At 53.6% G+C, this 24,314-nt stretch carries 21 protein-coding genes; 11 read left to right on the top strand and 10 right to left on the bottom strand.

Going from position 1 to position 24,314, the window contains the following annotated elements; all coding sequences use genetic code 11:
- Positions 1-33: 33 nt before the first annotated feature.
- Together prfH and PsAD13_RS27025 are read right to left on the bottom strand one after the other, a co-directional pair.
- Complete coding sequence (prfH, locus tag PsAD13_RS27030; RefSeq protein WP_063320060.1) at positions 34-672, bottom strand: peptide chain release factor H; 639 nt, start codon at positions 670-672, stop codon at positions 34-36.
- On the bottom strand, positions 669-1,826 hold the full coding sequence (locus tag PsAD13_RS27025; RefSeq protein ID WP_193777109.1) for an RNA ligase RtcB family protein: 1,158 nt from the start codon (positions 1,824-1,826) through the stop codon (positions 669-671). Before PsAD13_RS27025 ends, prfH begins: the two co-directional genes overlap by 4 nt.
- A 288-nt stretch (positions 1,827-2,114) precedes the next feature.
- On the opposite strand from PsAD13_RS27025, the gene PsAD13_RS27020 reads away from it, so the two are divergent.
- Positions 2,115-3,149 carry an NAD-dependent epimerase/dehydratase family protein gene (locus PsAD13_RS27020; RefSeq protein ID WP_063320059.1) on the top strand — a complete coding sequence of 345 codons (1,035 nt, stop codon included), beginning with the start codon at positions 2,115-2,117 and terminating at the stop codon, positions 3,147-3,149.
- 4 nt (positions 3,150-3,153) lie between these two features.
- Here PsAD13_RS27020 and PsAD13_RS27015 read toward each other — a convergent pair whose 3' ends face one another.
- Entirely contained in the window at positions 3,154-4,269 is a 1,116-nt protein-coding gene (locus PsAD13_RS27015) for an FAD-dependent oxidoreductase (protein WP_063320058.1), read from the bottom strand.
- 123 nt (positions 4,270-4,392) lie between these two features.
- Here PsAD13_RS27015 and PsAD13_RS27010 point away from each other — a divergent pair, with 123 nt between their 5' ends.
- The 8 genes from PsAD13_RS27010 to PsAD13_RS26975 all read left to right on the top strand — a co-directional run bounded on the left by PsAD13_RS27010 (position 4,393) and on the right by PsAD13_RS26975 (position 11,878).
- The gene (locus PsAD13_RS27010; protein ID WP_063320057.1) at positions 4,393-4,836 is read left to right on the top strand and encodes a MarR family winged helix-turn-helix transcriptional regulator; all 444 of its coding nucleotides are present in this window, start codon (positions 4,393-4,395) and stop codon (positions 4,834-4,836) included.
- 92 nt (positions 4,837-4,928) lie between these two features.
- The gene (locus tag PsAD13_RS27005; RefSeq protein WP_153039884.1) at positions 4,929-5,318 is read left to right on the top strand and encodes a hypothetical protein; all 390 of its coding nucleotides are present in this window, start codon (positions 4,929-4,931) and stop codon (positions 5,316-5,318) included.
- Between the two features lie 396 nt (positions 5,319-5,714).
- Positions 5,715-7,217, top strand: coding sequence for an NCS1 family transporter (locus PsAD13_RS27000; protein WP_082596461.1), 1,503 nt, complete (start codon positions 5,715-5,717; stop codon positions 7,215-7,217).
- A gap of 111 nt (positions 7,218-7,328) precedes the next feature.
- Entirely contained in the window at positions 7,329-7,859 is a 531-nt protein-coding gene (locus PsAD13_RS26995) for a GNAT family protein (RefSeq protein ID WP_063287701.1), read from the top strand.
- 104 nt (positions 7,860-7,963) lie between these two features.
- Positions 7,964-8,479 (top strand): YgjV family protein, encoded by a 516-nt coding sequence (locus PsAD13_RS26990; protein WP_063287700.1) that lies wholly within the window; start codon positions 7,964-7,966, stop codon positions 8,477-8,479.
- A gap of 130 nt (positions 8,480-8,609) precedes the next feature.
- Complete coding sequence (locus tag PsAD13_RS26985; RefSeq protein ID WP_084404852.1) at positions 8,610-9,731, top strand: type III polyketide synthase; 1,122 nt, start codon at positions 8,610-8,612, stop codon at positions 9,729-9,731.
- Positions 9,724-10,224, top strand: coding sequence for an isoprenylcysteine carboxylmethyltransferase family protein (locus PsAD13_RS26980; RefSeq protein ID WP_063298952.1), 501 nt, complete (start codon positions 9,724-9,726; stop codon positions 10,222-10,224). Before PsAD13_RS26985 ends, PsAD13_RS26980 begins: the two co-directional genes overlap by 8 nt.
- Before the next feature lie 136 nt (positions 10,225-10,360).
- Entirely contained in the window at positions 10,361-11,878 is a 1,518-nt protein-coding gene (locus PsAD13_RS26975; protein ID WP_063320055.1) for an aldehyde dehydrogenase (NADP(+)), read from the top strand.
- Positions 11,879-12,065: 187 nt separating this feature from the next.
- Here PsAD13_RS26975 and ugpC read toward each other — a convergent pair whose 3' ends face one another.
- Genes ugpC through PsAD13_RS26940 form a run of 7 tightly spaced genes read right to left on the bottom strand, consistent with a single transcriptional unit; the run spans position 12,066 to position 20,221 of the window.
- Complete coding sequence (ugpC, locus tag PsAD13_RS26970; protein WP_063320054.1) at positions 12,066-13,169, bottom strand: sn-glycerol-3-phosphate ABC transporter ATP-binding protein UgpC; 1,104 nt, start codon at positions 13,167-13,169, stop codon at positions 12,066-12,068.
- A 10-nt stretch (positions 13,170-13,179) separates the two neighbouring features.
- Positions 13,180-14,049 carry an endonuclease/exonuclease/phosphatase family protein gene (locus PsAD13_RS26965; protein ID WP_063320053.1) on the bottom strand — a complete coding sequence of 290 codons (870 nt, stop codon included), beginning with the start codon at positions 14,047-14,049 and terminating at the stop codon, positions 13,180-13,182.
- The gene (locus tag PsAD13_RS26960) at positions 14,036-15,070 is read right to left on the bottom strand and encodes a LacI family DNA-binding transcriptional regulator (RefSeq protein ID WP_063320052.1); all 1,035 of its coding nucleotides are present in this window, start codon (positions 15,068-15,070) and stop codon (positions 14,036-14,038) included. Before PsAD13_RS26960 ends, PsAD13_RS26965 begins: the two co-directional genes overlap by 14 nt.
- A gap of 11 nt (positions 15,071-15,081) precedes the next feature.
- On the bottom strand, positions 15,082-17,178 hold the full coding sequence (locus PsAD13_RS26955) for an alpha-amylase family protein (protein WP_063320051.1): 2,097 nt from the start codon (positions 17,176-17,178) through the stop codon (positions 15,082-15,084).
- A gap of 3 nt (positions 17,179-17,181) precedes the next feature.
- The gene (locus tag PsAD13_RS26950; protein ID WP_063303048.1) at positions 17,182-18,003 is read right to left on the bottom strand and encodes a carbohydrate ABC transporter permease; all 822 of its coding nucleotides are present in this window, start codon (positions 18,001-18,003) and stop codon (positions 17,182-17,184) included.
- Positions 18,000-18,953, bottom strand: a complete 954-nt coding sequence (locus PsAD13_RS26945) for a sugar ABC transporter permease (RefSeq protein ID WP_063293524.1) — start codon at positions 18,951-18,953, stop codon at positions 18,000-18,002. The genes PsAD13_RS26950 and PsAD13_RS26945 overlap by 4 nt, the downstream gene beginning before the upstream one ends.
- A complete protein-coding gene (locus tag PsAD13_RS26940) occupies positions 18,950-20,221 on the bottom strand; it encodes an ABC transporter substrate-binding protein (RefSeq protein ID WP_063320050.1) in 1,272 nt (423 codons plus the stop codon). Before PsAD13_RS26940 ends, PsAD13_RS26945 begins: the two co-directional genes overlap by 4 nt.
- Positions 20,222-21,228: 1,007 nt before the next feature.
- Here PsAD13_RS26940 and hmgA point away from each other — a divergent pair.
- Together hmgA and PsAD13_RS26925 are read left to right on the top strand one after the other, a co-directional pair.
- Complete coding sequence (hmgA, locus tag PsAD13_RS26930) at positions 21,229-22,593, top strand: homogentisate 1,2-dioxygenase (RefSeq protein ID WP_063303045.1); 1,365 nt, start codon at positions 21,229-21,231, stop codon at positions 22,591-22,593.
- Positions 22,594-22,706: 113 nt separating this feature from the next.
- Complete coding sequence (locus PsAD13_RS26925) at positions 22,707-24,233, top strand: Fic family protein (protein WP_063303044.1); 1,527 nt, start codon at positions 22,707-22,709, stop codon at positions 24,231-24,233.
- Positions 24,234-24,314: the final 81 nt, after the last annotated feature.

The raw sequence follows: 24,314 nt of genomic DNA, 5'->3' as shown, positions 1-24,314 counted from the left end.
CCAGTTTAAAGAGGCACTCCGTGGTTGTTCAAATCAGATTTCCTTAAAGCGTGCACCTTTAAAGCAACGCACAGGATTTCCGCGTTCCAGTTCGTGATGGAGTTGTCGTTGTGATCTCCGCAGGCGGTCCTCCTCTGTCACAGAAAGACCCGCAAGTTTTTCCTGCAAGCGCTGCACAGCGAGTTGCTTGTTGCGGTGTTGCGAGCGTTCATCCCGAGCCACGACAGTGAGACCAGTCGGCACGTGGGTCGCACGCACCGCGCTTTCGGTCTTGTTTTGATGTTGGCCACCCGGCCCACCAACGCGCAACGTCTCAAACCGAAGCTCATCTGGTTTCAGCTCACCGCGTTCCTCTGAGAGGGGCGGCAACTCAAACACACCGATGAACCAGTTCTGGCGCTTGTGGTTGGGGCGAAACGGGCTCTGGCATATCCACTTGATTGTGCCATGCCATGACTTGGCGAAGGCCTCGTTGCCGCTGCCTGAGAGCGTGACTTCAACAGACGCCGCGTCTAAAGACATACCGGAGATTTCAGGATCACACACCATAGAAAGCCCAAGCTTTTTCGCCGCTTTTTCCATGGCACCAAGTGTGTGCCGAATGGCGAGCCTGCATTCCGCAGGCCCGTCACCGGATGTTATCAGCAAGCGCAAAGATGCATTCTTTGTCATCGTTTGCCCCTCCGCTCATCCGCACCACGTGCTGTCTTGAACGTGACGACAGGTGTCATCACTCCAACACACGTGGCAAGCTGTGCTTCAACTAGTTGGCTCAGAACATCCTGAGAGTTTTTGTAGGCCTGCGGAGCTTCTTCCACGAGGAGCTGTTTATCCTCACAGACGACGCGCCCGCCGTAAGACGTGTGCGCCAAAGCATTGCGAACAGACTTCTGCTTTGCGATACGCCCATGCATAGACGCGCGGTCATATTTGCGCCCTGCTCCATGTGCCAGTGAGGACAGTGCCTCTGGAATGTTGCCGGTTGGTTTCAGCAAAAAGCTCTTTGCATCGCGAGAGCCTGCCAGCGGGACCAGATCCACATCGGCTTTGGCTGCTCCTTTGCGGTGAAGAAACGCATCACCATAACACTCAATGAGGTTATGGCTGCTATCCACCACCAGCTCCACATCGTAGCGCAGAGCAGCTGCTGCCCTCTCCGCAATCACTTTGCGGTTCAGGCTGGCCCATCGCACAGCAAGGTCATGCCACTGGAGATAAGCGTGAGTGCGCTCGTCCCCAGCTGGCATCCCTTCCGGGCCAAGCGCTGCATATTCTTCAAAGATGCTGGCTCCCAAGGAGCGGGAACCGGAATGCACGAAGAGCAGAACGTCGCCTTTTGCAATACCAGCTCTCGAGGCAAGATCCGGATCCGGCGTCTCTGCCAGAACCTGTATCTCACAGAAATGATTGCCGCCACCGATTGTACCGATGGCATGGGGAGCCAGATCCTCTGGCAAACCAGCAGACCGCAGATGTGCTTGCCCCTCTTCCAGATCAGAATAATCCTGAAGCATACGCAAACGGTCCGCCAGTTTTTGCGGTTTTAATTTGTGAGCACTGAGAGAGGTGCGGAACACGGTCATGCCGCAGCCGATGTCATTACCGATCATGTGCGGATGCACGCGGTCAGACAGGATAGCGACACCGACCGGACCGGGGTGAAGGTCAGGAAACGCGGCGATCTGTTTGACGGCTTCAAGCTCAGCGAGTTTGTTAAGTTGGACTTCTGCATCCCCAAGGATCCAGGCGGAAGTCCCATAGAATTTATGGATTGGCGCAGGCGCACTGGCAGCGCGGGTCGCGCAATCCAAGCGTAAATTGCCCATAAGAATGGCCTATAGTTCTTGAAAGTATTTCCGAGCAATGGCTCGAAAGAAGATCCTAAAGGCCGCTAGCGCTGGCTCTGAGAAGGATCAGTGCCCTTTGAAGGGCGAAACGCGGAAAGACATGGTTCGCTCCAAACTGTGCTGCGCACCAATTGCTGCAGCTGAGGGCTGGGGGAATAGCAGAGGGAAGCCGCAACGTCAATGTGGCTATCCTCGTCAATCCGAGCACCGTGGCTGGACAACCACATCAGGACGTCTAGGGTACTTTGCAAACAGGGGGAGACAGTCATGCGGGTTTTGGTCGTTGGAGGCACCGGTTTTTTGGGCAGCGCAATTACGGATGCGCTTGTCAGTGCAGGCCATCAGGTTGCCGTGCTGATGCGCGGTAGCACCAAACGATCAATACCAGAGGGCGTTGAAGCAATCACAGCTGATCGGTACGGTGATCTTAGCGCTTTGAAACAACATACGTTTGACTGGGTCTTTGACACCTGCGCCTTCTCACCTGATGCTGTGCGCAGCTTGCTTGGTGCGCTCGGAGACCAACTGCAGCGCTATGTGTTCATCTCCTCAATTTCAGCCTATGGCACATTTGCAAAACCGCACCTGAATGAACAAGACCCTGTACCCACTGCGACTGAGGATGATCTGACCGTTGCTCAAGGCCTTTCATCTGCAGAGCGTAGTTCAGCGGCTTCTTACGGCGCGTCTTATGGTGCCCTCAAACGGGCATGTGAGCTTGCTGCAGAAGAAGTACTTGGTGAGCGGGCAACCTCCTTGCGCGTGGGCCTGCTGGTTGGCGCTGGAGATTACACGGATCGCTTGACCTGGTGGGTTCGCCGCATCGACCGGGCCACACGGCAAGACCCTGCGGTCCCAGCCCCTGCTCCGGCCTCAAGACAAGTGCAGATGATTGACGTGCGGGATGTGGCTGATTTCGCGCTGGCCTGTGCGCAGACCAAACTCGGAGGCATCTGGAATGTCACCAGCCCTCCGCTTCAACTCGGTGATCTTCTACAGGCAATTATATCAGAAGCGAACTCCCCTGCTCGCCTACACTGGGTGGAGGAAGAACATATCATTGATGCAGGCATTCAGCCGTGGACCGATCTGCCCGTCATGATGCCCTCCCTTCTAGATTATGCGCACTTCATGAACGTGGACACCACCCGTGCAGAGGCAGCCGGATTAACCTGTCGCCCGTTGAACGAAACGCTCAGTCCGTTGCTGGCGTGGGACCGCACCCGGCGCGATACAGCTCTCAAATGCGGTTTGACAGCTGATCAGGAAGCAGCTCTGCTCAAGCAACACACCACAAGCTGAGCGTCTACGCCTTGGCAGCAGCACCGAGCGCTTTGCGATACATGGGCACCAGCATGGTTTTTGCCTTTGCCATACGTGTGAACCAGCTGGCTTTCACTGTGCCGATTGGTGGCACATCAGAAACACCGGTTTGACTGCCAAGGGTCACGACCATCATATTATCGTTGGTTTTCGGCTTGTAGCTCTTCAGTTTGGCCTGCGGGTTCTTCAAAATTTGCAACACGTTATGGGTCACAGTTTTCACATGACCGCGCACATACAGTGCCTTCTTCACTTCATCAATCCCAGCGATGTCACCCAGCACAAAGACGCTGCTTTTGCCTTTCATCTGGAACGTGTCTTCAACCGCAATATAGCCGCGTGTATCAAGCAGATGAGCAAGATCCTGCTGCATGTAATCCGTGTTCGGCTTGCCGCCTACACACCATATAATCAGGTCGTAATCTACCACCTCGCCGCTAGAGAGCTTGGCTTGCCCGGCCTCAGCCTTCAGTGAGCTAGATGGCGCAGGTGAAAGCACGCGTTCGCCCAGCATAAACGTCACCCCGCGCTGCTGCAGCACTTTCACGGCATGGTTTGCCGTCTTGCGGGAGGTGCCTTTGAGGACTTCACCGCTGGATTCCACCAAGACAACAGATTTTTGCAGGAACCGCTCGGTAATCTCACCTGCCATCTCAACGCCAACCGGGCCACCGCCAACGAGCAAGATTTTCTGCGCAGACTCAATCGCACTATGGGTCGACTTGAACGCGGCGTGTCGCTCCTTCGTTGAGCCAGAGGTCGGGCGGATCAGCTCTGAGGGAAACCGGCTACCTGTTGCCAGAATGGAGATATCAGCCTCCAACATATGCTCAGCACCATCAACACCGATGACGTGCCCGACTTCTCCGGTAAACCGCTCCAGCTTGCCGTGAATGAAGTCCACGCCCTTCAAAAACGAATGAAATGGCATAACCGCCTGATGCGCATAGTCTGGCTGTACCGCCACACGGGGCATGGCCATTGGCACCTCAAAATAATCAAGCGAGCTGACAAGCTTCACATTGGCATGCTTTGAAAGCTGGGTTGCAAGGGTCGCTCCGGCGATTCCACCGCCATAAATCACAACTGACTTGGACATGTCTTTACTCCGTTCTGTTGCGCTTTATATACTACAATGATTTAATAGTTCAATATTATAAATATTACTTTATTAAAGCAAACCTGATATGACGCCACCTGCAGATTTGAGGACGTGAATGAAATGAAAGACTTACCGGCAAGCATGCTTGTGCTTTTCCAGTTTCAGGAAATTTTGGGACGTATCCATAAATCCTACTCGGAATACGCTGATAAGCTCACACCGACAGAAACCAATATGCTGCTGCATCTGGGTGAACCGGTGCGCATGGGCAAGCTCGCAGACCTGTTGTTCTGCCTGCCATCTAACGTGACTGTGCTGGTTGATAAGTTCGAGAAACTCGGTTTGCTGCAGCGTCAACGTTCCGCAGAAGACCGCCGCGCCATTGAGGTCGCACTGACGAGCAAAGGCCAGGCGCTACGCACTCAGACCATCAAACACATTTCCAAGGTCATTGAAGAGCAATCCGGTCTTGAGCAGGAAGATTTTGAGAAGATCTTCGACGTGCTGAAGCAAAAGTCCATGATTGACGGTACTTGTGGAGCCTGCCCTTCAGCGGAGAGTTAAGGTTTACCCCGCCATCTCGTCCCCTTCACAAAACCATTCTGTCTGCGTCTCCTGAATGCCCAAGGTTGGGCCAATAAGAACAGGAGAACCAAATGAAGCTTTCACGAATGATTCTGAGCGCGTTTCTCGCCTCAACAATGGTAGTTTCTGGCGCGCAAGCGGCGGTCTACATTGGAGACAAACTAGCGACAGCGGAGCAACTGGCTTCTAAATCTTCCGACAGCGATAAAACCACGATCGCAGAAACGCTTTCCAATTCCGTTCAAGAGTCTATCACGAACGGCTACAACTCCATCGGCAACACAGACCTGGAGATCACCAAGGGCTGGCACAAAGGCGGCAATTTGCCATTCGACAGTACGTTTGAGCACGTCACGGTCCAAGTCTACAAAAATAATGAGTATGTCAAAACCTGCCATGCCTACTCTTTTCAAACTAAACTGGATGGTCCGTATCAGGCCAGTTGCGTAAAACCAAAGTAAGTTATCCATCTGACAGCGTGTCTCTATTCCTGCTGAGGTTTAGGGGCACGTCCCACAAGAATTACATCAATCAATACTTTTACCAATTGATCAAAAAACTTAATTTTGAAGTTTTATTCGCACCTGATAAATATTTTCACGCTAATACTTTTGCGAAAATCTAGTAAAATTTGCTCTGACCTACTTGCGCAATACATATTTTCAGGTTAGTTAGCCGACTTTAGCAGAACAATCTCATCAGGCTGTATTCAGCCTCGCAGTGCATGTAGTGCAACTACCGGCAAACGGTAGTGTTATTTCTACTTCTTGCTGTGAGCGCTGCTTTTGCACGCGCATACTTGCGCCCTGCTAAGATTTACTGTCTCAAAAAAGTTAATATACATCAGGATCTAGAACATGGCACAAACCCAAGTTATGGATGAGACTTCACGCGGCCAATCCCGCCTCATGGAGCCAGCCATCCTTCCCGTCTGGCTTAATCAACGTGCCATCTCCAACCGTGGTTACATTGGACTTTGGATCTCGATGGCGGTGATCATCGCAACCTTCCAGCTGGGTGCTGGCGGTGTAGCAGGTCTCCCTCTCCCAATCGTTATTGCAACAATCTTCTTTGCCAACCTGCTGCTTGGCATCGTCATGGCGATGACCGCCGACATCGGCACCGAGCACGGCATTTCCTTTGCAGTTTACCTCCGCGCCCCGTTTGGCACTGTGGGCACGCACATTCCCTCCATCACACGTGGTGTAGTCGCGGCCATCTGGTTCGGTATTCAAACCTACCTCGGAGCGCTGGCGCTAAACGGTATCTTCTCTTACCTCACCGGGTTCGATAACTGGGTGGTCTGGTACATCGGGTTTGCCGTGCTGCAGGTGGCCAACACCGCCATGGGCATTCGCGCTGTTGAGCGTCTTGCGAAAATCGCCGCTCCAGCCATCATGGCAATCTCTGTTTGGATGTACTTCACGCTCGATAACCTTGCCACAGCAAGCGGAAAAGACATCTGGTCCTTTGCTGGCGATGCAGAAATCTCCATCGTTGCCCTCTTCGTTGCCAACATGGCCTTTTGGTCCTCACTGGCGGTGGACATTCCAAACATCACCCGCTTCCTGCATGTTGAAGCGGGCACCAAGAGTTTCTTCAAGCGCAACAAGAATGTGTTTCTGGCGCAGTTCGTTGCCCTGCCAGTCGTACAAAGCTGGATCGCACTGATCGGTGCAGTGTCCTTCATCGCAGCTGGTGACTGGAACCCGATCACCGTTATTCAAGGTCAGGGCACTGGCATCACGCTGGTGGTTCTGCTGGTCATGGTGGTGCTGGCCCAATGGTCCACCAACACAAGCGCCAACCTCATCCCGGCAGCACTGACCTTCGTGAATGCAGGCGCTCCATGGATCACTTACGCCATGGGTCTGGTTCTGGCGGCCATTGTGGGTACGCTGGCGATGCCTTGGCTGATCCTTGATCACCTCTTCACATACCTTGGCCTTTACGGCGCCATGCTGGCAGCGCTGGGTGGCATCATGATCTGCGATTACTTTGTGATCCGCAAACGCCGCCTCAATGTACCTGAGCTTTATGAAGAAGACGGTCAGTTCAAGTACATTGCAGGCTGCAACCCGGCAGGTCTGATTGCATGGGCTGTGGGCGGTGCGCTGGCGATCTACGTGATCGACCTCTCCTACTTCGTTGGCTTCTTCTCCGCTTTTGCGCTCTACTGGGTGCTGATGAAACTCTGGATCCTGCCAAAGTTCAAGCAGGATGAACTGGTGCATGCAGATGATGAGAAGTATCTGGCAACCAGCGTCAACCGCAACTGGGTGTATCTGGATGGTCAGGGCATGGTGAAAATGGATTGCGCCAGCATTCCGGACCACGCACTTTCTCGCGAAGATCTGTAGACTCTGCTGAAGCTTACAAATGAGAACCCCTTGCGCCTGCCCGCGTGAGGGGTTTTCTCTTTTGAGATTACCCGTTAATGTTCAGGGGTCATTTTCAAAAGTGCATGTTTTATGAATACACCCACACAACTTGCCATACCGTCCGTTTCCCTTCACGAAATCAGTGAGGCCGATGCGCTCGAAGTCCTGGAGTTTGAAAGCAGCAACAGCACTTTCTTTGAAAAGTGGGTACCCGCCCGCGGGCCCGAGCACTTTGAGGAGATATCGCTCCGACAGGTTATCAAAGACCTGATGGCTGATCCTGACCGGTTTTATCTGGTCCGCTCTGGCAATGGCGAGCTGGTGGGCCGCATCAACCTGCGCAAGTTGGACAAAGAGCCTCTGGACACTGTTGAGCTGGGCTACAGAGTTGGCGAAAATCATCTGGGCAAAGGCTATGCCAAAGCCGCTGTTCTTGCCGTTGTGGAGCAAATGCGAGCTGATGGCGCGATGAAGCATCTGGAGGCCTTTGCAGCAGACAACAACCCAGCCTCCTCCAACGTACTATTGGCCTGTGGCTTCCGCTGGGACAAAACAGGCACCAAAACCGTGCAACTTAACGGCAACCCATTGACGTTGCACCGCTTTGCTCTGACGCTCTGAGATTGGACTTATCCAGCCCGTAGTATCTCTGACCCGCGCAATTACAGACGATCTGAGCGCCAATCACGCCTACACTCCTCTTCCAATAAGAAAGAAAACGGAAGATGGATCCACTCGTCATACAGGGTTTTGGGCTGGCGGCCTATGCTGTCAACATAGTTGGCTTTTCCACCAGACATGATCAGCTGTTTCGCAGCCTGCTTTTTGTCAGCTGCTCCCTGTTCTGTATCCATTATGTGCTGATGGGCGCTTATGTTGCAGGGGCAAACCTTGGCATCAATGGTGTGCGATCCTTCGTTTCTCTGCGTTTTAAGGGCTACACATGGTTTAGCCTCTTTGCCGTCATCCAAACCATAATGAGTGTGATGGTGTATGAAGGGCTCATCGACCTATTACCATGGTCCGCCTCTCTCATGAGCGGCTTTGCGCTGTTTTGCCTGAGTGGAATCCAGATGCGCTTCGCCATGCTCATTTGCGCTCTTACATGGATGGTCAACGCCCTGATCGTGGGCTCCTGGGGCGGATCTCTGAACGATATCACCAACGCCACCCTGCTTGCTTTCACGATTTATCGTATGAAAACCGCAAATGAACGGGAGGCCCAAACCGCTTCACTCTGACATTCCATAGCACTCAATCTCACCCCACCAAAACAACCCCAAAAAACGCCGGATTTTCAGCGGCTTGGTCAAGGCCTATAAAGTTGATGATGCATTATCTGGCAACAATGAAAGCAGGGTTGGAGAGCCGATGCCCGTTTACCTGACCGGCCTTGCGACAGCGGTGCCGCCCTATGAATTGCCCCAGACGCTGGTGTTGGACTACGCCCGCCGGATCCTCGGGCCAAAGTTCGCGCAGTTTGAGCGCATGGCTGGCACCTTCCTGTCCGCTGGCGTGAAGAGACGTTATTCCTTCGCCCCGTTGGAGTGGTTTTTAGAGCCGCAAGACTGGAAAACCCGAAATGAAACCTATCTGCGCGGTGCAACGGATCTGTTTATTGTTGCTGCCCGCAAAGCGCTGATTAAAGCAGGTCTGCGCGCAGATGAAATCGACTGCGTGGTGACGGTGTCCTCAACCGGCATTGCAACACCAACACTGGAAGCTCAGGCCTGGAAACAGATGGGCTTTCGCACTGACATCCTGCGTGTGCCCGTGTTTGGCCTTGGTTGTGCGGGCGGCGTCTCCGGCCTTTCCATCGCCCAGCAACTGGCGCAGGCGAAACCGGGCAGCAACGTGCTCGTGGTCGCGTTGGAGGGCTGCACGCTTTCCTTCCGCAGTGACCGGCTCACGAAAGCGGATATCATCGCCACGGTTCTTTTTGGCGACGGTGCAGCAGCGGCCTGCCTTTCCACCAGCAAGCCCGAGAGTTCAAAACAGTTGTTTGTACTGGGCACAGGTCATCAGGAGATGTGGCCAGACACACTCAACATTATGGGTTGGAATGTGGAAGAGCATGGCCTTGGCGTGGTGTTTGACCGGTCTATTCCCGATTTCGCAACCGAGCATTTTCGTGATGTCACCGAGCGCAGTTTGAATGCACTTGCCATGGGCATGGATGGTGTTGATCGTTTCGTTTGCCATCCGGGCGGCGCGAAAGTGGTTCAGGCGCTGGAAGGTGCGCTGGATCTACCTGCCAATACACTGGATGTAGAGCGTGAAATCCTGCAGGAATTCGGCAACATGTCCGCCCCAACCGCCCTGTTTGTACTGGAGCGGGTTCTGGAGCGCTCCCCACAAGGTAACATGGTCTTATGCGCACTTGGCCCTGGCTTCACAGCTTCTTTCCAGCCAGTGTCCGTTGTTGCCAATGAGGCAAGTGGGCGCTGGGAGACCACCGGCTTCCAAAGACCAGAGGGGGTGATCAATGCCTGAGGCGTCCCTGCCTGCCGTAATCTTTCTGGCGTTCATTGTCATTCAGCGCCTGTCTGAGCTCGTTATTGCCCGCAGCAATACAAGGCGCTTGCTGGCTGCTGGAGCCTATGAGGTTGGTGCCTCGCATTATCCACTGATCGTCAGCGTGCATGTGGCATGGATCATCGCACTCGTTGTGCTGGGCTACGACAAACCAGTCTCCATGCCGTGGTTACTCGTCTTTGTGGTGCTGCAGGTGTTCCGCCTCTGGATATTGCTGAGCATGGGTCGCCGCTGGACCACCCGCATTATTGTGGCCAAAACCCCGCTGGTGACGAAGGGACCGTTTGCGTTTGTGCGTCATCCCAACTACTTGCTGGTGGCTCTGGAGATTTTCACCGCCCCTATGGTCCTCGGCCTGTTTCCAATCGCCTTCCTGTTCTCAGGCTTTAACGGCGCTCTTCTTGCCCTGCGAATTCGCGTGGAAGATGAGGCCCTTACGGAGTTGCGATAGAAAAGACCTTTGCACAATATGAAGTTATCGGCTTGAACCTGACAGAAGATAGTGATATATCACTGTCAAATTTAAGCTGAGGGCTGCACAACAAGACTGCAGCGCCTGCCAGATAACTTCATGTGCCGAGGAAACGATGCTAACAGGTTGCCATCTCATTGCCGGAGAATGGGTCGATAACGCCCAGAAATTCCAGTCATCCCCGTTCTCGGGCCCTGCAAAAAACTATGCCTGCGGCACTAGCGAACTGATCGACCGCGCTGTTCAGGCCGCTGAAGACGCCTTCATGGCCTTCGGCTGGACCACCCGCGCAGAACGCGCCAAATTCCTGCGCTCGGTCGCCGACGAGATCGACGCACGCGGTGCAGAAATCACGGAAGTTGGCTGCGCAGAAACCGGCCTGCCGGAAATGCGCCTCAACGGTGAGCGTGGCCGGACAGTTGGCCAGCTGCGTCTGTTCGCCGACCATATTGAGAAAGGCGAGTATCTGGACCTCACCCACGATGAAGCTCTGCCAAACCGTGCTCCTCTACCGCGTTCTGACCTGCGTTTGAGCCAGCGTCCGGTTGGTCCGATTGCCGTGTTTGGCGCCTCCAACTTCCCGCTCGCGTTCTCCACAGCAGGCGGCGACACCGCCTCTGCGCTGGCAGCTGGGTGTCCGGTGGTTGTGAAGGGCCATGAAGCTCATCCGGGTACTGCTGAGATCGTGGCACAAGCCATTGATGCGGCGATCAAATCCTGCGGCATGCATCCAGGTGTGTTCTCACTGGTACAGGGCGGCAGTCGTGAGGTTGGTACGGCGCTGGTGCAGCATCCACTTATCAAAGCCGTTGGCTTCACTGGTTCCCTTGGCGGTGGCCGTGCGCTGTTTGATCTGTGTGCTTCCCGCCCTGAGCCGATCCCGTTCTTCGGCGAGCTGGGCTCCATCAATCCAAACTTCATCTTCCCGAACGCACTCACCAATCGTGGTGAGGCCATTGCGGCGGGTTGGGCTGGTTCCCTCTGCATGGGCGCTGGCCAGTTCTGCACCAATCCGGGCGTGGTTCTGCTGGTGGAAGGTGCTGAGGCGGATTCTTTTATCGCCAAAGCTCAGGAAGCTTTGGGCGCTGCCGGGGAGCAGCCAATGCTGACAGATGGCATTGCAGCGGCTTACCGTTCCGGCGCTGAGAAAATCGCTGGCGAAGCGGGTGTTGATGAGCTGGTGGGCACGGCCTGCGCAACCCGCGGTGCCAAGCCGTACATGTTCGTGACAGACGCTGAAAACTGGCTTGCAAACAAAGAGTTGCAGGAAGAAGTGTTTGGTCCGCTCGGTATCGTCGTCAAGCTGAAAAACATCGAGCAGATGCAGGATGTGGCGCGCGCCATTGAAGGTCAGCTGACCTGCACCATCCACATTGATGCAGCAGATCATGCAGAAGCCCGCAAGCTGATGCCATTGCTGGAGCGCAAGGCAGGCCGTGTACTGGCCAATGGGTTTCCAACTGGCGTGGAAGTGTGTGATGCCATGGTTCACGGCGGACCTTACCCAGCCTCCACAAACTTCGGCGCAACTTCAGTCGGCACCATGGCGATCCGCCGCTTCCTGCGTCCGGTTTGTTATCAGGACATACCGCTTGAGCTGGTTCCGGGTTTTGAAATGGAAGAAATGGCTTAAGCCAGCCTCCAAAAGACTAAAAAAGCAAACGTACTCCTGAAAGCCGGAGCCATTTTTCGAGAGTACGCGATAACAGCAAAAGCCCTGAGCACATCCGCTCAGGGCTTTTCTTTGTTTACGTCAATCTGATCGATCAAGCGCGTCTCTCGAGGAGGTATCAAGTCCTCGGGAAACGCCCCAAAAGTTCTTAAGCGGCCAGATTGCGCAGGCTTTCACCATCAAACACATGGCATTTATCAAGCGCCATGTTGAAGCTCAGCGTTTCCCCAGCATGCACTGTGCGCGGATTATACATGATGGACTGAACCGGAGAACCTGCCAGCTCCGTAAACAAAGTTGCCTCTGAACCCAGGTCTTCTGAGAGCAACACAGGCAGCTGCAGCTGCACAATTTCGCCCGCTGTTGGCAACGCATTGCCTTCTGGCGAAATATCCTCTGGCCGCACACCCAGCTTCACCGCTTTGCCTGCTTCCAATGTGTTACGCAGGCGCGCCGGAGCGCTCAGCTCGCTGCCGTCGCCCAGTTTCAGCACAGGGTCACCATTGCTGCTGGCGACATGCGCGTCGATCAGGTTCATCGGCGGAGAGCCAATGAATGTCGCCACAAAAGTGTTGTTCGGCTTTTCAAAGACTTCGCGCGGACTGCCCACCTGTTCAATGATGCCATCACGCATGATCACAATGCGGTCCGCCAATGTCATGGCTTCCACCTGATCATGGGTGACGTAGATGATGGTGTTGCCCACGCGCTGGTGCAGTTTTTTGATCTCAATGCGCATCTGGGTGCGCAGCTTGGCATCCAGATTGGAAAGCGGCTCGTCAAACAGATACACATCAGGATGGCGCACGATGGCGCGGCCCATAGCAACACGCTGACGCTGACCGCCAGAAAGCTGTCCCGGCTTGCGCTTCAGGTAAGGCTCCAACCCCAGAATAGCCGCTGCATCTGCCACACGCGTCTCAATCTCACTTGGAGATACGCCTGCAATCTTGAGCGAGAACCCGAGGTTTTTGGCCACAGTCATATGCGGGTAGAGCGCATAATCCTGAAACACCATGGAGATGTTGCGCTGGCGCGGTGGCATGTCATTCACCACACGATCACCAATCACCAACTCCCCGCCAGAAATCGTTTCAAGGCCAGCGATCATCCGCAGCGTGGTGGATTTTCCGCAGCCGGATGGGCCAACGAAAACAACAAATTCCTTGTCTTTGATTTCCAGATCAATGCCATGAATGACCTTGGTTGGACCATAAGACTTCTCGAGATTCTTCAGAGTAACTTGTGCCATGCTTTCCCCCTCAGGCGTCTTTCAGTTCCAGCCAGACCGGCAGATGGTCAGAGCCCTTCGCCTCTTCATCAACCCGCATGCCCGCAATGCGATGCCGCAGAGAGGCACTCACAAACAGGTGGTCGATGCGGCGCGTGTCGAAGTGAGCGGTCTTGCCGCTTGTCTCTTCATTGCCCAGCCACACCCACGGGTCGACAAAACCATCGAGCGTTTGCACACGGCCACCTTCTTCTGATGGCGGACCGGTAAACACCTCGTAGACGGGCGTGCCCGGCCCGTTGTTCATGTCGCCCAGCAAAATGCAGTCGGTTGGCATGGTTGGCTGAGGTTCGTCATTGAGCCAATGGGCGTCGATACCCGGCCCACCGCACCATGCCCCGCCTTCAGACGGTGCTTTCCTGATGCGATCTCTCACAAACTTCGCCTGTACCAGTGCAAAGTCCGGCGACCAGTAAAACAGGTGGGTGTTGTAAACACGCAGTGGCCCACCCGGTGCGTCGATGACGGCCTCCAGAAGAGCGGCCTGAATGGCGTGACGGGTGATGGAGCCCATCTTGGGCAGAGGATAGGTGCGGGTAGAAATGATCGGGTATTTAGAAAGGATCATTTCCCCATGCTGACGGCGACGGTTGACCAGCTTGCCGTTTTCATCGTGAAACGAGGCGTCCATATCAAGCCCCGGACCGTAGACCCAGCGATATCCGCCAAGCAGATCTGCCAGTTCAGCGGCCTGATCTACATTGCCATTTCGTTTCCAGAAGCGGTCAACTTCCTGCAGGCCGATAATGTCGGCCCCTTCTAGTTCTCCTGCAATTCTTTCCAGATCGACTTTTCCGTCGATGCCAGTTCCGTATTGAATGTTGTAGCTAACTATCTTCATGGGTTTTTCCGGAGGCTTTCCGTGCAACTCCTAAGGAGCCGCGCAGCTTAAGCGCGCAATTGACGCGAATATTGCGGGGGTGGTCAGGTGCTGTTCCATCCAGCCGGCTCAGCACGATTTCCGTCAGATGACGGGCAATCTGCTCAATGGGCTGTTCAATAGCAGTGATGCCCGGAGGGATCAGTCGGAACATGTCCGGGTCATCAAAGGTGACAAGATCAATGTCTTTGCCCACCTGTTTGCCGTTGCTGGACAAGCAATCCAGACCACCAATGGTCATCAGGTAATTGGAGAAAAACACAGCACTTGGCGGATTTTCCATACCAAGGAACCTGTCCATGGCGGTGTATCCATCCAGCTGGCCCCAATTGCCAACGTAAACCAACTCCTCATCAACACTCAGGCCAGCTTGCTCATGGGCTTTTCTGTAGCCCTGCAACCGGTTTTGCCCTGTGCTTCCATTCAGGTCCCCTGTCACCACACCAATGCGGGTGTGGCCAAAGTCAATCATGCGGTTCACTGCGTCTTGCGCAGCTGCCTCATCATTCACCAGCACCTTATCCGTTTCCACGCCGGGCACATCGTTGTTGAAGATGATGACCGGTTGTTCTCCGGTCAACAGCTCCTGCACCTTCTCCGTCACCTCGTGGGTGCCGGACAAGATGATGGCATCGATGCGCCGCGAGGAGGCTGATTCCAGCGCCTCGTTGATGGCATCCGCTTCATCAGAATGGTGAAAGGTTACAATGGAATACCCACGGGCACGCAGAGAACGCACCAGTTGGGTCAAAATCCCCGAGTTGAACTCGTCAAACTTGGGAACCAGATACCCGACTGTGTTGGTGCGCTCTGTTTTCATGGCGCGGGCAAGTGTATTGGCCCGGTATCCCAGATCGGCAATCGCTTGTTCGATCCGGGTCCGGTTGTCCTTCCTGATGCGTTGATCGTTCAAATAACGCGAGACTGTGCCGACAGCGACGCCTGCGGAATCTGCTACATCGAGGATGGTTGGTTTTTTCACTGCACTGCCCTTTATTCCGCAGCCACTGCGTCATCTGCCTGTGAGATGACGGCGGCCCCATGGATATGGAGGCTAGGAAAGACGATGTGCAGCTTTTTGTCGAGGCTGTCATACTGCCATGGCAGTGTTTTACCCGAATAAGCGCAGGTTACATCGGCAGGCTCTTCGTCCATACGCACCCACGCCTTGGCCTCTTTCAACTCCGGCGCATCCTCGATGATCTCAACCGCACGGGTCTGACCGTCATTATACGGCACACCGCTGCCACGCAGCTGAGTTGGCGCATAAAGCACGTGCAGCACCTGACGCTGCTCGTCCGCCTGCTTCATCAGCGACATGCGTGTGGCTGATGGCAACTCTGTGCCAATCAGCTGGCTTGGCATAAGGCGGTTGATGAGCCCGCGCACCAGATACTTGTAAAGCGTCTGACCCGTTGCGCCATAAAGGCGGAACAGTGGATACGCCACATAAGCCACATTGTCTTTTTGCACGATCGCCGCGCCAATTGGCTCGGCATCCGGATCTTCCGGCGTGTGAAGATGTGAGCAGAACTTGTCCCATGTGCGGTTGAAATAGGATGGACGAACATCAGCCAGCACATCACCATCAGTTGCACGCAGAGATGCCCCCTTCTCGTACATAACAACAGAAGAATCGACCAGATCATCGTCCAGCTTTCCCCGACAAGACAGATAGCTCGGGTCATACTCCATTGGTGTGTCAGACAGTTCTGCTCCGATGTCGAGGAGGTATCGCTTGCCCTCAACATCAAGACCGGACTCGCCAGTCGCCAGAATGGCGCCGCCAACGTCTGTAAACGCTTTGAGGCGAACCGCAAGATCATCACTCAGGCGAATGCTGTCCGGCAAAATAATCAGTTTGTAGTCATCAAAGCTGCTGGATGAGGAGATGAGATCAAACGGGATCTGCATTTCCAGCAGCATGCGGGCAGAGGCGGAATCGCTCGGCTCGCTGCGGTGCCCAAGGTGGCTACCAAGCTGGGAGACCTGCGCCTCGACAGAAAGGATCGCCACTTCGCGCTGATAGGTCGCGTTGCTGGCATAAGGCTCCAGCGCTTTGACACGGGAATATGCCGGGCGGATCAGGTCATAGGTGGCAAAATCCATATGCCCATTCGGGTGCAACTGATCGCCGATGGAACAGCGCGCACCCAGAGACACCATCAAACAGCACTCATAGGACAGCGCATCAGCCCGCTTGAAGCCGCCGAACTCACCCCAATGCGTGTGAAACCGTCCCGTCATACCAAGGAACGGCAGGTTCAGTGTATCAGCGTACCGTGCTGAGACGGGAAAATGGTCATAGCCCCAACCGCCGGTCGGCAGGCTCTCCAGCTCCAGATGACCGTAATACTGGTAGCGCTCATCTTGCCCTTTATAGATGTGACCAGAGTTGAAGAAAATTCGTGTATCCGGGAACTCGCCGTTGACCGCTTGCGAAAACCTTTCAAAAAAACGCAAAAGAACGCGTTTATCGTTGCTCTTGCGATCATCTGCGCTCAGCGGGTCCAAACCCTTTGATTTCATTGAGGAAAGGCAAGCGTTACAGGTGCATTCCCATGAGGCGAGGATGTCCATAAACAACGCAGGCGGATTATAACGAGCGCAAACTTCCAGAGCGATGTCGATCTGTCGCTGAATTGCACCTTCGTGGTTCAGACAGATGGTGTGCCAGGTGGGCGTAAGTTGGTTCATCGCGGACGGCTCTGTGCCCGGATAATTGGCTGCCGTGTTTTGCGACTGCATCACACGCCATTCCGGATGCTCCCGAGCTGTCAGCTCATCCCATTGAACTGTCAGGTAAATCGGGGTCGCAATGTCGGCCTCATGACAGGCTGTGATCATGTCCCCCAGCAGGTCCGGGTTCTGCAACTCCGGGTGCGGCTTGCCCACGTTGGTGGGGTAATAACTCCAGCCGTGATGACAACGGGCGAACAGCGTGACGGAGTCCACCTCGCCATGCTTCAGTGTTTCAACAAACTGCGCCGGATCAAACTTGGACCCAATCCCCGGAATATGTTCAGAACTATGAAAATCCAGATGAATCTGGCGGTATCGGAAGTCTTTTACTTCTTTTTTATGGCACATGATTTAGCCCTTGGAACCGCTGTTATTTTTGCCGTCAGCGGAGAAATACTTCTGGAAGAACAAGAAGATAACGAGTGGAAGGATGGAGGTAATAATGGTCGCAACAGCGCGCTGATCCCAGTTGGGTTCATAGGCGCCAGAGATCGTGGAGAGCATCACCGGCAGCGTTGCATTTTCCCGCAGGAACAACATTGGCAGCAGAAGGGAATTCCAGGTCCACATAAACTGCAGAATGCCAACTGCTGCCATCGCCGTAATCGTGTTTGGTAGCACGATAAAAAAGTAGGTCCGTAAGTGCCCACACCCATCCACCTGCGCCGCATCAATCAGCGACCGCGGGAAGTTGGAGAGGAAGTTTTTGACCAGCAAAACAGCCCAGGCAAACGACAGCCCAACAAACGGAATGACCACAGACCAGTAGGTATCAATGAGCCCAGTCTCTCGCCACAGCTTGAAGAGTGGGATGATAACCACCTGATTTGGAACAACAAATGCATTCACAAGGATGAGCAGCAAGATCCGGCGAAACGGGAACTTGAGGTAGTGAAACGCATAGGCCGCAGCTGGTGCAAACAGAACTGGAAGGACGGTTGCGAAGCTGGCAACGGCCAGAGAGTTGAGAAACGCACGGCCAATCGGGTAGTTGACCCAAACCTCACGCCAGGCATCAAGCGTGAACGTAAACGGTTCGATCGTCCACCATCCGCTGGTGATTTCCCCTTCGGGGCGAATGGACATGGCGATGATGCCAACCAGCGGAATGATCCAGACAAGTGCCACGGCCCCCAGCACATACACAGGCCATTTTGGAGTTTGAGTGATCATTTGCTCTCCGATGCCTTGTCCAGAATGAGTGGGATGGAACAGACGATAACCGCAAGCAGAAGCACCACCGTACTTGCAGCGCCATAGCCCTGCTTAAAGTAGATGACGGACTCCTGATACATAAAGTAACCTACTGTTTCCGTTGCCCTAATCGGACCTCCAGCCGTTAGAATATGGATCATATCAAACGCTTTGAGGCTGTTGAGCAGGTTGATGAAAATCGCAATGCGCACACCGGGAAGGCTAAGAGGCGCCATGATGTACCGCAGGATCTGGAAGTGAGAGGCACCATCCATATGAGCCGCTTCAAGCTGGCTTTTCGGGATCGCCTGAATAGCCGCATAGCAGGTGAGCAATGGCAGACCAGCTTGCGTCCAGACATAGGCAGCAACAACGCCCCAGATTGCGGTAGATGGTTCACCCAACCATGGCGAGGCCCAGCCTTCCAGCCCAACAAGGCGCAGAATGCCGTTGAGGAGGCCAAAGTCCGGTTGCAAAATACCCAGCCACATCAAGCCACTAGCAGTCTCTGAAATGCCATAGGCTGCAAAGATTGCCACACGGAACGGCGCGGTCTGCTTGGGAGCCAGACCAGAGATCAACGCAACACTCCAGCCAATAGCAACGGAGATGCCCGTACACGCCAACGTCCAGGTGAGTGTCACACGCAAGGCATTCCAAAAGTTCGCATCACTGAACAGCTTGGTATAGTTAGAAAAACCCGCAGGCTTGGGCTGGCTCAATCCGGTCCAGTCCAGAAAACTCACACGGATCGTCTCAAAAAGCGGATAGAGCACGCCGATGCTGAAGAAGATCAATGTTGGCGCCAACAGAGCAAATGCAATCCAGTCAGCGCGGCGCAGGTTACCTCCGAAGAGCCGGGTGGCGAGGCCCGCAAAGGGCCCCGCCTGGGTCTGGGAGGTTAAGATAGACCCATGTTGTACACTCATTGATAAAGCTCACTCGCTTTTGCTTCGAGTGCTGCTGTGACACTATCAATGCTCGCATCGCTTGGGTCGCGAAGGAACTTTTGCAAGCTAATACGGAATTCACCGCTCAACTCAGCTGGCAAAAGGTCATCAAGAACAAAGAAAACATCGACGAGCGGCAAAATCTGAGCGTATTTGCGCACAATCGGATCATAGGACGAGGGATCCACATTTGCACTCGGGGTTGCAAGGTTCTGCGCCGCGATAATTGCAGAGCCTTCCTTGCTCAGAACGAAGTCGATAAACAGTTCTGCCCCTTCCGGGTTCTTCGCTTGCTTCATCACAAGGAAGTTCTTGCCATCAACACTCATTGCATTGCCGTATTCCGGCTTGATCACCGGGAACTGCATGTATGAGTAGTCTTTGATTGGCGTCAGCCCATACTCATTCTTGGCGCGCTGGTTTGCCCAGGAGCCAATCAGCATGAAGCCTGCCTTTTTGTTTTTCAACACGGCATCCGCAGCATCCGTCCAGTGAGAGCTAAGCATCGCTCCCGGCTCAGCACAGCAGTCAGCTTCCAGCATGTCACGCAGATTGCGGAAGGTTTCCTTCACCCGGTCATCGGTCCAGGCCACCTTGTGTTCAGACAGCTCTTTCGCAAATGCAGGGCCAGCCGTGCGCAAAAGTGCGTTTTCAAACCATTCAGTCTGCGCCCAGCTTCTCGCACCGATGGAAACAGGCAACATGCCGATTTCTTTCAGGGCACTGAAGGAACTCAGGAAGTCTTTCCACTGAGTAGGCTCACCAGCGATGCCCGCCTTTGCCAGCGTATCTGGACGGTACCAGACGCCGGAACGGTTGCCCGCGATGAAGTAAGCGCCATAGGTTTTTCCGTCATGCTTCGCCAGATTACGCCAGCTGTCATTCAGCGCTTGAGACCAGCCATACTGCTCCCATGCAGCATCAATTGGGCTGATCAGGTCGGCGGCAACCAGTTCCTTCTCAAAGGAAGGCCATGTGTTGAGCAGCAGATCAAACTCTTCTCCAGACAACATCGCTGAACGAATGCCAGACCGCGGATCATCCCCACCTGCTGCCGGGTTGATGTCCTTGATCTCATAATCCGGATATTTAGCTGTGAAACCCTCTTCGAGTGCGGTGATCAGATCACGCTCTGAACCACCCAACCAGTTGAAGATCACCAGCTCTTTTTCAGCTGCAAATGCGGTCCCCCCCGCAAATGTCATGGCGGCAATCGCAAGGGCGGATGCCGAATTCAATATTTTCATAACAAGCTCCCAAATATGAAACGTTGTCAACTTAGTTAGATTTCATGAGAGTTGTCTAGAAAAATTTACGTATTTTTGATGAGAGGTTAATGCTTGCTACGTCGAATTAGCAATTTTTATAAGACGTTATTGCCATTTGTGATGATCAAAATTTCTCATACATAAATTTTGGATAAATGTACTTTTCGACTAATCAGCCGCAGAATCTGACTCGTATTCTTGATGATATTAGCAACTTAAATCAGTTCTAATTAGAAAGGTTTCAACTTTTATTTTGCTGAAAAAACACCATCCGCACCTAAAATAAGATGCTCCAATTACAGCCTTTTGGGCTGACGATCAGCTCAGTAATGATGAAAAGAAGATTGAATATAGACAGGCCTGAAACATCGCTATTTTCACATGAGCCACGGCAATTTACCTTGGCAAAGTGTACTGCCACTGCCTGAAAGCTTTGAGAGGTGGAAGGCCCGTCTTCAGGCTGACAACCACGATGGCAAGCCCCCACTCACCAACGTTTTTACGCGCCCAACTCAACCTGAAAACGGACCTAAACGGAAGCATCGCCTCCTTTATCTGAAACAACCGGGAAACCCTGATCTCCAAAAAGCCGAAGCCGATCCAGCTGCAGGATCCACACCCTTTGCATAAAAACAGGCGATAAAAGGCACACCTGCTCCTTACGAGGTGAATGACATCCTGCTGTCAGCTTCATCAGACAAGCTGCCCGGTTGCTGGCTATCACCCTACTGCCACTGAGGATTTAGCCAATCCACGGATCATGGGTGCCGCAGTTTGAAGGGTCAGGATTGTTAGCAGGTAAATCAGTAAAGGCTCATGGCCCTGCCATTATCGTCACGTAGTTTTCAGGAGATGAATTACCTCCCTCAGATCGCGTTGATTGCGCCGATCCGGTTCTATGGTCTGATGCCTCCACCCAACCCAGGTCCAGAGATACTGCGGCGCAGCCCTCTTTAAAACTCGTTGGTGACGTTTTGGAGTGAAACATGGAAAATCCGACAGATCAAAACACAGCAACCACCCATGACAGTCGCTACGGAACTCAGCCAGGATATATGGTTGGGTTCGGAAATGATTTTGAGACCGAGGCTTTAAAAGGCGCCCTGCCTCAGGGACGCAATTCTCCACAGCGCGTTGAATACGGATTATATGCTGAGCAGCTCTCCGGCTCACCCTTTACCGCCCCTCATGCAACGCTCGAACGATCCTGGCTTTACCGCATTCGCCCATCGGTTAAGCACTTGGGCCGGTTGCAGAAAATCAATCATCCTTACTGGATGACCGCACCCAACAAAATCCCAGGTGTTGTTTCACTCGGCCAGTACCGGTGGGATCCAGCACCTTTCCCTGAGGACCAAAACCTCACTTTCATTGACGGCATCCGCACCATGACAACAGCCGGAGACGTGGGCCTACAAATGGGCATGGCCGCGCATGTTTATCTCGCGAATTCGGACATGGAAGACGAGTACTTCTACAGCGCCGATGGAGAACTGCTGGTTGTGCCTCAGATCGGGCGATTAAAGATCGCAACCGAGTTTGGCGTGATTGATCTTGAACCGCTTGAAATCTGTATTTTGCCACGTGGTATGGTGTTTAAAGTGAGCTTGCCTGACGGCCAAGCCAGAGGTTTCATCTGCGAGAATTATGGTGCCAAGTTTACCCTTCCCAACCGTGGACCAATCGGCGCCAATTGCCTTGCAAACCCAAGAGATTTCAAGACACCAGTCGCGCAGTTTGAAGACATTGAACGCCCATGTCATGTGACTATAAAGTGGTGCGGTGAGTTCCACCGAACGACTATTGATCATTCACCGCTGGATGTGGTCGCATGGCATGGCAACTACGCCCCCTATAAATATGACTTACGCCACTTCGCCCCCGTAGGCGCCATCAGTTTTGACCACCCGGATCCATCAATCTTCACCGTCCTCACAGCTCCCACAGCGGAAGAAGGCACAGCCAACATCGACTTCGTGATTTTCCCACCTCGCTGGCTGCCGCAGGAAGACACCTTTCGCCCGCCCTGGTACCACAAGAACATCATGTCAGAGCTGATGGGCAATATTTACGGGCAGTACGACGCTAAACCACATGGCTTTGTTCCCGGGGGCATCAGCCTCCACAATTGCATGCTGCCCCATGGCCCGGATCACGAAGCTTTTGAGCAAGCTTCTCACAACAGCTGGGACCCAGTGAAGCTGAAAGACACCATGAGTTTTATGTTCGAAACTCGCTTTCCGCAGCAACTCACTGAGTTTGCAGGCAAGGAAGCTCCGCTACAGGACGATTATGTGGACTGCTGGTCAGGTTTAGAGCGCAAGTTTGATGGCACAGCTGGCCTAAAATAACGCTTTTTCATGAGCTCTGTCGGTTTTTCAGGGTTCAGACTAAAAAATGACAGGTATTCACAGAGCTTACTTATAGCGCTATATTCGGTGATAGTTTTTCACGGAGATAGTGCATGAATAAGCCTTTTTCACAGGCTGTAACAGTTTTTCACGAAAGCTGGCTTCCTGTGCCCGCAACTCCGGCGGGCTATTCAGCACTTATTGATGCATACGAATTGAGAGTGCCGATCCCGCACACTCTATGCGCCATTGGCAATCGCCACAAGATCATAGAGCAGGACGGCTGGCGGATCTTCACACCTCGTCACGCACCAGAACCAACATTACTGGGTCACCTCACTTTTGCCTTGAAAAACGAAGGACTGGACCTCGCGGTATTGAAGCGCCTGTTCCTTGCATGCGGCCCTGAGCCTGTTGAGGAGTTGGTAAGATCTCGCCCGACGGGCCGTTATACAAGACGCATCTGGTTTCTCTATGAATGGCTTCTGGATGAACTGTTGGACTTGCCAGATGTTGAAACTGGCGCATATGTGGATGCGCTTGATACAACAAAGCAATTTGGCGGCAGCACAGTACCTTCTCCACGTCACCGCGTACGCAACAACCTGCCCGGCACACCTCAATTCTGCCCTCTCATCTTTCGCAATAAAGATTTGGAGGGCTTTCAGCAGGCCAAACTGCAAGAAAAAGCTATGGATGCGGCGGCATCCGTCCCTAAAGATCTGCTCGCCCGCACTGCAGCCTTCCTGCTTTTGAAGGACAGCAAATCCAGCTTTGCCATTGAAGGCGAGCGCCCTGCCCATGACCGTATCCAGCGTTGGGGCCGCGCCATTGCTGACGCCGGAAAAACACCACTGAGTATCGAAGAGTTTCTCCGCCTGCAGCGCGTTGTGATCGGCGATGACCGTTTCGTACATATGGGCTTACGAGAGGAAGGTGGCTTCGTCGGTATGCATGACCGCGAGACCCGCATGCCAGTGCCAGACCATATCAGCGCCAAACCGGAAGACTTGAGAAGCCTGATGAAAGGCATGATCGACTTTGCACAGGACTACGCCAAGCATCTGGACCCGGTTCTCGCCGCTGCTGTTCTCGCCTTCGGTTTCGTTTATGTGCACCCATTTGAAGACGGCAACGGAAGGTTGCACCGCTACCTGATCCACCACGCACTGGCACAACGCGGCTTCAATCCACCCGGCGTCGTCTTCCCGGTATCTTCGGTTATTCTAGAGCGAATCGATACTTACCGACAGGTGCTGGAGGACTACTCCTCCCGCCTTCTTGGCAAGATTGACTGGCACCCCACGGCGCATGGTAACCTGACCGTGACAAACGAAACAGCCGACTTCTACCGATTCTTTGACGCCACCGCCCACGCAGAATTCCTCTACGCCTGTGTAAAACGTACGGTTGAACACGATTTACCGGAGGAAGCGCGCTTCTTGCAGAACCATGACCACTTTCAACGCGAACTAAACCAAGTCGTAGACATGCCTACCCGCCTTGCAGATTTACTCTTCCGATTCCTGAATCAAAATAACGGAAAACTCTCACACCGAGCCAAGGCCAAAGAATTCGCAGCGCTTACAGATGAAGAGACAAAGAGAATTGAAGAGATTTATGAACGGTTTTTTGAATAGAAACACCTTAAACCTCATCAGAAACTTAGAGAAAAAAACTTCTCGACTTCGCATTCAAAAGTATAACTGAAGTCAGAACAG

The sequence above is a fragment of the Pseudovibrio sp. Ad13 genome, from assembly GCF_001623225.1.
Classification (GTDB): Bacteria; Pseudomonadota; Alphaproteobacteria; order Rhizobiales; family Stappiaceae; genus Pseudovibrio.
The sequence above is the reverse complement of the archived record's forward strand: the minus strand, read 5'-3'. Positions and strand labels throughout refer to the sequence as shown.

What these genes read in the sequence shown, in the direction of transcription:
- PsAD13_RS26975 (WP_063320055.1), top strand. Translation starts at nt 10,361, where the DNA reads ATGCTAACAGGTTGCCATCTCATTGCCGGAGAATGGGTCGATAACGCC.
- PsAD13_RS26995 (WP_063287701.1), top strand. Translation starts at nt 7,329, where the DNA reads ATGAATACACCCACACAACTTGCCATACCGTCCGTTTCCCTTCACGAA.
- PsAD13_RS27005 (WP_153039884.1), top strand. Translation starts at nt 4,929, where the DNA reads ATGAAGCTTTCACGAATGATTCTGAGCGCGTTTCTCGCCTCAACAATG.
- PsAD13_RS26980 (WP_063298952.1), top strand. Translation starts at nt 9,724, where the DNA reads ATGCCTGAGGCGTCCCTGCCTGCCGTAATCTTTCTGGCGTTCATTGTC.
- PsAD13_RS27025 (WP_193777109.1), bottom strand. Translation starts at nt 1,826, where the DNA reads ATGGGCAATTTACGCTTGGATTGCGCGACCCGCGCTGCCAGTGCGCCT.
- PsAD13_RS26940 (WP_063320050.1), bottom strand. Translation starts at nt 20,221, where the DNA reads ATGAAAATATTGAATTCGGCATCCGCCCTTGCGATTGCCGCCATGACA.
- PsAD13_RS26950 (WP_063303048.1), bottom strand. Translation starts at nt 18,003, where the DNA reads ATGATCACTCAAACTCCAAAATGGCCTGTGTATGTGCTGGGGGCCGTG.
- ugpC (WP_063320054.1), bottom strand. Translation starts at nt 13,169, where the DNA reads ATGGCACAAGTTACTCTGAAGAATCTCGAGAAGTCTTATGGTCCAACC.
- PsAD13_RS27015 (WP_063320058.1), bottom strand. Translation starts at nt 4,269, where the DNA reads ATGTCCAAGTCAGTTGTGATTTATGGCGGTGGAATCGCCGGAGCGACC.
- PsAD13_RS26985 (WP_084404852.1), top strand. Translation starts at nt 8,610, where the DNA reads ATGCCCGTTTACCTGACCGGCCTTGCGACAGCGGTGCCGCCCTATGAA.
- PsAD13_RS26965 (WP_063320053.1), bottom strand. Translation starts at nt 14,049, where the DNA reads ATGAAGATAGTTAGCTACAACATTCAATACGGAACTGGCATCGACGGA.
- PsAD13_RS27010 (WP_063320057.1), top strand. Translation starts at nt 4,393, where the DNA reads ATGAAAGACTTACCGGCAAGCATGCTTGTGCTTTTCCAGTTTCAGGAA.
- prfH (WP_063320060.1), bottom strand. Translation starts at nt 672, where the DNA reads ATGACAAAGAATGCATCTTTGCGCTTGCTGATAACATCCGGTGACGGG.
- PsAD13_RS27020 (WP_063320059.1), top strand. Translation starts at nt 2,115, where the DNA reads ATGCGGGTTTTGGTCGTTGGAGGCACCGGTTTTTTGGGCAGCGCAATT.
- hmgA (WP_063303045.1), top strand. Translation starts at nt 21,229, where the DNA reads ATGGAAAATCCGACAGATCAAAACACAGCAACCACCCATGACAGTCGC.
- PsAD13_RS26955 (WP_063320051.1), bottom strand. Translation starts at nt 17,178, where the DNA reads ATGTGCCATAAAAAAGAAGTAAAAGACTTCCGATACCGCCAGATTCAT.
- PsAD13_RS27000 (WP_082596461.1), top strand. Translation starts at nt 5,715, where the DNA reads ATGGCACAAACCCAAGTTATGGATGAGACTTCACGCGGCCAATCCCGC.
- PsAD13_RS26925 (WP_063303044.1), top strand. Translation starts at nt 22,707, where the DNA reads ATGAATAAGCCTTTTTCACAGGCTGTAACAGTTTTTCACGAAAGCTGG.
- PsAD13_RS26945 (WP_063293524.1), bottom strand. Translation starts at nt 18,953, where the DNA reads ATGAGTGTACAACATGGGTCTATCTTAACCTCCCAGACCCAGGCGGGG.
- PsAD13_RS26990 (WP_063287700.1), top strand. Translation starts at nt 7,964, where the DNA reads ATGGATCCACTCGTCATACAGGGTTTTGGGCTGGCGGCCTATGCTGTC.